The sequence below is a fragment of the Streptomyces sp. NPDC056347 genome, from assembly GCF_042262625.1.
In the GTDB taxonomy this organism is placed as follows: domain Bacteria; phylum Actinomycetota; class Actinomycetes; order Streptomycetales; family Streptomycetaceae; genus Streptomyces.
The window spans coordinates 1-4900 of the sequence record NZ_JBHJQP010000292.1 but is presented as its reverse complement, the minus strand read 5'-3'; the positions used below and the strand labels follow the sequence as shown (position 1 = coordinate 4900).

Genomic DNA, 4900 nt, shown 5'->3' with positions numbered 1-4900 from the left:
GGCCGTGCCGGCGCCGGGTCCCGGCATCGGCACGGCCGGGGCGGACGGACCGGGGACGTCCCGGCCCCGGCCGCTCTTGGGCCGGTTGCCGGACCGGCGGGTCTCGGACGGGTGGCGTTGTCACCCCAAGGGCCCCCCGGCGGGGCGACACCGCCGTACGCGGAACCGTTGTCCGTCCCTCCGTGCCAGGATCGAGGGGCGATGACTGCCACGACTGCGACACAGACGACCCCCACCGCCCTCCACTCCCCCGTGATCGGATGGTTCGACCAGCACGCCCGTGATCTGCCCTGGCGCCGCCCCGAAGCGGGCGCCTGGGGCGTGATGGTGAGCGAGTTCATGCTCCAGCAGACCCCCGTGAGCCGGGTCCTTCCGGTGTACGAGCAGTGGCTGGAGCGCTGGCCGCGCCCCGCGGACCTGGCCGCCGAGCCGCCCGGTGAGGCGGTCCGCGCCTGGGGCCGGCTCGGCTACCCCCGCCGGGCCCTGCGGCTGCACGGTGCCGCGCAGGCCATAACGGAACGCCACGGCGGCGACGTACCGAGCGAGCACGGCCAGCTGCTCGCGCTCCCGGGCATCGGCGAGTACACCGCGGCGGCGGTGGCCTCGTTCGCGTACGGGCAGCGGCACGCGGTGCTCGACACGAACGTCCGCCGGGTCTTCGCACGGGCCGCGACCGGCATTCAGTACCCGCCGAACGCGACGACCGCCGCCGAGCGCAGGCTGGCCCGCGCGCTGCTCCCCGAGGAGGACGAGCGGGCCGCCCGCTGGGCCGCCGCCACGATGGAGCTCGGCGCCCTGGTCTGCACCGCGAAGAACGAGGACTGCACCCGCTGCCCGATCGCCCAGCAGTGTGCCTGGCGGCTGGCCGGGAAGCCCGCCCACCAGGGCCCGCCACGGCGCGGCCAGACGTACGCGGGCACCGACCGGCAGGTCCGCGGGCGGCTGCTGGCCGTGCTGCGCGAGGCCGTGACACCGGTTCCGCAGTCCGCGCTGGACGTGGTCTGGGACGAGCCCGTGCAACGGGCCCGCGCCCTGGACGGCCTGGTCGCCGACGGCCTGGTCGAACCGCTGCCCGGCAGGCAGTACCGGCTCCCCCTGACCTGACCGCGCCCGGTCCCCGCCCCCGTGAGCACCTCCGCGGCTCCCCTTCGCTGTTACACAACCGATGGACAGCCGTGCGTCGGCGTATGGCTGCTCCGCACAGCCTCGTGACAACAGCTCCGTAGCGTTTTCCCCGTCAGCCCGACCGAAGGACGCTGACGGCGGCACTACGGGGAACCACGGGGACGGAGGCGGTTGGAAATGGCGCAGGGCGAGGTGCTCGCATTCGAGGACTACGTACGCACTCGGCATGACGCGCTGCTGCGCAGCGCACGACGGCTGGTCCCCGACCCGGTCGACGCGCAGGACCTGCTCCAGACCGCCCTGGCCCGCACGTACGGCCGCTGGGACGGGATCGCCGACAAGTCCCTGGCCGACGCCTACCTCCGCCGCGTCATGATCAACACCCGTACCGAGTGGTGGCGGGCCCGCAAGCTGGACGAGGTCCCCACCGAGCAGCTGCCCGACGCCAGCGTCGAGGACGGCGCCGAGCAGCGCGCCGACCGCGCCCTGCTGATGGACGTGCTGGGCGTGCTCGCTCCCAAGCAGCGCAGCGTCGTCGTGCTGCGACACTGGGAGCAGATGAGTACGGAGGAGACGGCCGCCGCGCTCGGCATGTCGGCCGGTACGGTGAAGAGCACGCTGCACCGTGCGCTGGCACGGCTGCGCCAGGAGCTGGAGAGCCGTGAGGCGGCGAGCAGGGAGGCCCGGCTCGCCGAGGAGCGGCCGCGGCCGGCCGGCCGTGTCGCGGTGCGGGCGCGGGTGAGCAGGCATACGGACGAACGGGGGCGGGAGCGTTGCGCGGCCTGACAGCCGGCGGCGACGTCGGCGGGCGCGGAGGTGAGCGCGGCGACGGCCGCGACGCCGGCCGCGACGGGGAAAGATCCGGCGGTGGCCGCGCGGCCACCGTCCGGCGTGGCCGGCGTACGACCGGCCTGGCGGCGAGTGCCACGACCCTGGTCGGGCTCGCCGCCTTCGGGCTGTTCACCGTGGGCTGCTCCACCGGCGGCACCGGCACCCGGGACGAGGGGCCGGCCGGCACCCAGCCCGTCGCCCAGGTCACGCCGAGCGGCGAGGCGTCCTCCTCCGCCCGGCCCGCCGCCCGGGTCGACCCCGTGGCGCTGCTCAAGGGCGACCCCAAGGTCAGCGAGCGGGTCCGGACGGACCTGAAGCCCTGCACAGGGTCCGACTACCCGGTGGACACCTCGTACGGCACGCTGACCGGCGGTTCGGTGGCCGACGTCGTGGTGAACGTGATGACCTGCGCCGATTCGGTGGGCGTCGGTACGTACGTGTACCAGCGGGAGGGCAACGGCTCGTACCGGAACGTGTTCGCCATCGAGCAGCCCGCCGTCTACGGGACCATCGACCGCGGGGACCTGGTGGTGACGACCCAGGTGTACGAGAAGAAGGACGCGGTCGCCTATCCCTCCGGCGAGGAAGTGATCACCTACCGCTGGGCGGGCAGCAGGTTCAGCGAGCACGACCGGGTGCACAACGACTTCAACCGAGCCGTCGGCAGCGGCGGAGCCGTCCTTCCGGGGCCGGAGTCCGAGCCGGCGGGGAACTGAGAGCATTCCGATGGCCGAGACCCACGTCCTGTTCGTCGAGGACGACGACGTCATCCGCGAAGCCACCCAGCTGGCGCTGGAACGCGACGGCTTCGCGGTGACCGCCATGCCCGACGGCCTCTCGGGCCTGGACGCCTTCCGGGCGAACCGGCCCGACATCGCCCTGCTCGACGTGATGGTGCCGGGGCTCGACGGGGTCAGCCTCTGCCGCCGCATCCGCGACGAGTCGACGGTGCCCGTGATCATGCTGTCGGCCCGCGCCGACTCGATCGACGTGGTGCTCGGCCTGGAGGCCGGTGCGGACGACTACGTCACCAAGCCCTTCGACGGGGCGGTGCTGGTGGCCCGTATCCGCGCCGTGCTGCGCCGCTTCGGTCATGCCTCGGGCGGGCAGGGGGGCGGCGGGGAACCGGAGTCCGAGGACGTGGGCGGGGTGCTGGTCTTCGGCGACCTGGAGGTCGACACCGAGGGCATGGCGGTGCACCGGGGCGGCGAGCGGGTGGCGCTGACGCCGACCGAGATGCGGCTGCTGCTGGAGTTCTCCGCGGCGCCGGGCACGGTGCTCTCCCGCGACAAGCTCCTGGAGCGGGTCTGGGACTACGGGTGGGGCGGTGACACCCGGGTCGTGGACGTCCATGTGCAGCGGCTGCGCACCAAGATCGGCCAGGACCGGATCGAGACGGTCCGCGGCTTCGGCTACAAACTGCGGCCGTGAAGCGGTTCGCCCTGCGGACGGGAGTCCGCTGGAAGATCAGCATCGCGATCGCCGCGGTCGGGGCGCTGACCGCGGTCGCGCTCAGCTTCGTCGTCCACAACGCGGCCCGGGTCTCGATGCTGGAGAACGCCCGCGAGGTCCAGCTGGAGCGGCTCACGTACGCGCAGCTGCTGTACGAGGCGACGAAGACGAAGAAGGCCGACCCCCGCTTCGGCGCCAAGCTCAACGACCCGACGATGCCGCGCAGCCTGCGCGCGGAGACCTCCAGGAACCGGCGGGCCACCCATGTCGAGGAGACCTCCAAGGGGGTGCCCGACGTGTGGGCGGCGGTGCCGGTCGGCCACGGCGACGTGCTCTCGCTGCACACCCGGTTCGCCGGGCGCAGCTCCACGATCATGAGCGATCTGGACCGGGCGCTGATCATCGGTTCGGTCTCGGTGGTGTTCGGCGGCTGTGCGCTGGGCGTGCTGATCGGCGGGCAGCTGTCGCGCCGGCTGCGCAAGGCGGCGGCCGCGGCGGGCCGGGTCGCGCAGGGCAATACGGATGTACGGGTCAGGGAGGCGGTCGGCGGGGTCGTCCAGGACGAGACGGACGAGCTGGCCGGTGCGGTGGACGCGCTGACGGACGCGCTGAACGCGCGGATCGAGGCGGAGCGCCGGGTGACCGCGGACATCGCGCACGAGCTGCGTACGCCGGTGACCGGGCTGCTCACCGCGGCCGAGCTGCTGCCCCCGGGCCGCCCGACCGAGCTGGTACGGGACCGGGCTCAGGCGATGCGGACGCTCGTCGAGGACGTGCTGGAGGTGGCCCGGCTGGACAGCGCGTCGGAGCGGGCCGAGCTCCAGGAGCTGGCGCTGGGCGAGTTCGTCAGCCGGCGGATCGGGCTACTGGACCCGGACGTGACGGTGCGGGTGGTGCACGAGTCGTACGTCAGCACCGATCCGCGGCGGCTGGAGCGGATCCTCGGGAACCTGCTGGGCAACGCCGCCAAGCACGGCTCCACCCCGGTGGAGGTCACCGTCGAGGGCCGGGTGGTCCGCATCCGCGACCACGGTCCCGGGTTCCCGGCGGCTCTGCTGCGCGAGGGGCCGAGCCGGTTCCGTACCGGCAGCAGTGACCGGTCGGGGCACGGGCACGGCCTCGGGCTGACCATCGCCGCGGGTCAGGCGCGGGTCCTCGGGGCCCGGCTGACCTTCCGCAACGCGGGGCCGGAGGGGGCGGCGCAGGGTGACGGCGGGGCGATCGCGGTGCTGTGGCTGCCGGAGCACGCCCCGACGAACACCGGCAGCTTCCCGGTCCTCGCGGTGGCGGAGCAGCGGGCCGCGGAGGGCGGCGACGGCGAGGAAGGCGACAGCGCGGGGGCGGCGCCGGGACGCAAGCGGGCGTAACCAGGTCCAGAGACGCGAACGGGCACCGGGGCGCAAGCAGACGTAGCCGGGTCCAGAAACGCGAACGGACACCGGGACGCAAGCAGGCGCAGCCGGGTGCCGGACATGGCGGGAGGCTCCCGGGG

5 protein-coding genes are annotated in these 4900 nt (G+C 74.0%); all 5 read left to right on the top strand.

What is annotated here, in order from left to right:
* Positions 1 to 201 precede the first annotated feature (201 nt).
* Positions 202 to 1104, top strand: coding sequence for an A/G-specific adenine glycosylase (locus ACFCV8_RS35410; RefSeq protein WP_376689654.1), 903 nt, complete (start codon positions 202 to 204; stop codon positions 1102 to 1104).
* Positions 1105 to 1302: 198 nt separating this feature from the next.
* On the top strand, positions 1303 to 1911 hold the full coding sequence (locus ACFCV8_RS35405; RefSeq protein WP_376689653.1) for a SigE family RNA polymerase sigma factor: 609 nt from the start codon (positions 1303 to 1305) through the stop codon (positions 1909 to 1911).
* Positions 1899 to 2672, top strand: a complete 774-nt coding sequence (locus tag ACFCV8_RS35400) for a hypothetical protein (protein WP_376689651.1) — start codon at positions 1899 to 1901, stop codon at positions 2670 to 2672. The genes ACFCV8_RS35405 and ACFCV8_RS35400 overlap by 13 nt, the downstream gene beginning before the upstream one ends.
* Positions 2673 to 2682: 10 nt before the next feature.
* A complete protein-coding gene (gene cseB, locus ACFCV8_RS35395) occupies positions 2683 to 3387 on the top strand; it encodes a two-component system response regulator CseB (RefSeq protein ID WP_376689650.1) in 705 nt (234 codons plus the stop codon).
* Complete coding sequence (cseC, locus tag ACFCV8_RS35390; protein ID WP_376689648.1) at positions 3384 to 4775, top strand: two-component system sensor histidine kinase CseC; 1392 nt, start codon at positions 3384 to 3386, stop codon at positions 4773 to 4775. Before cseB ends, cseC begins: the two co-directional genes overlap by 4 nt.
* Positions 4776 to 4900: the final 125 nt, after the last annotated feature.

Coding starts and splice junctions, on each gene's coding strand:
- ACFCV8_RS35410 (WP_376689654.1), top strand. CDS start 202: ATGACTGCCACGACTGCGACACAGACGACCCCCACCGCCCTCCACTCC.
- ACFCV8_RS35405 (WP_376689653.1), top strand. CDS start 1,303: ATGGCGCAGGGCGAGGTGCTCGCATTCGAGGACTACGTACGCACTCGG.
- cseB (WP_376689650.1), top strand. CDS start 2,683: ATGGCCGAGACCCACGTCCTGTTCGTCGAGGACGACGACGTCATCCGC.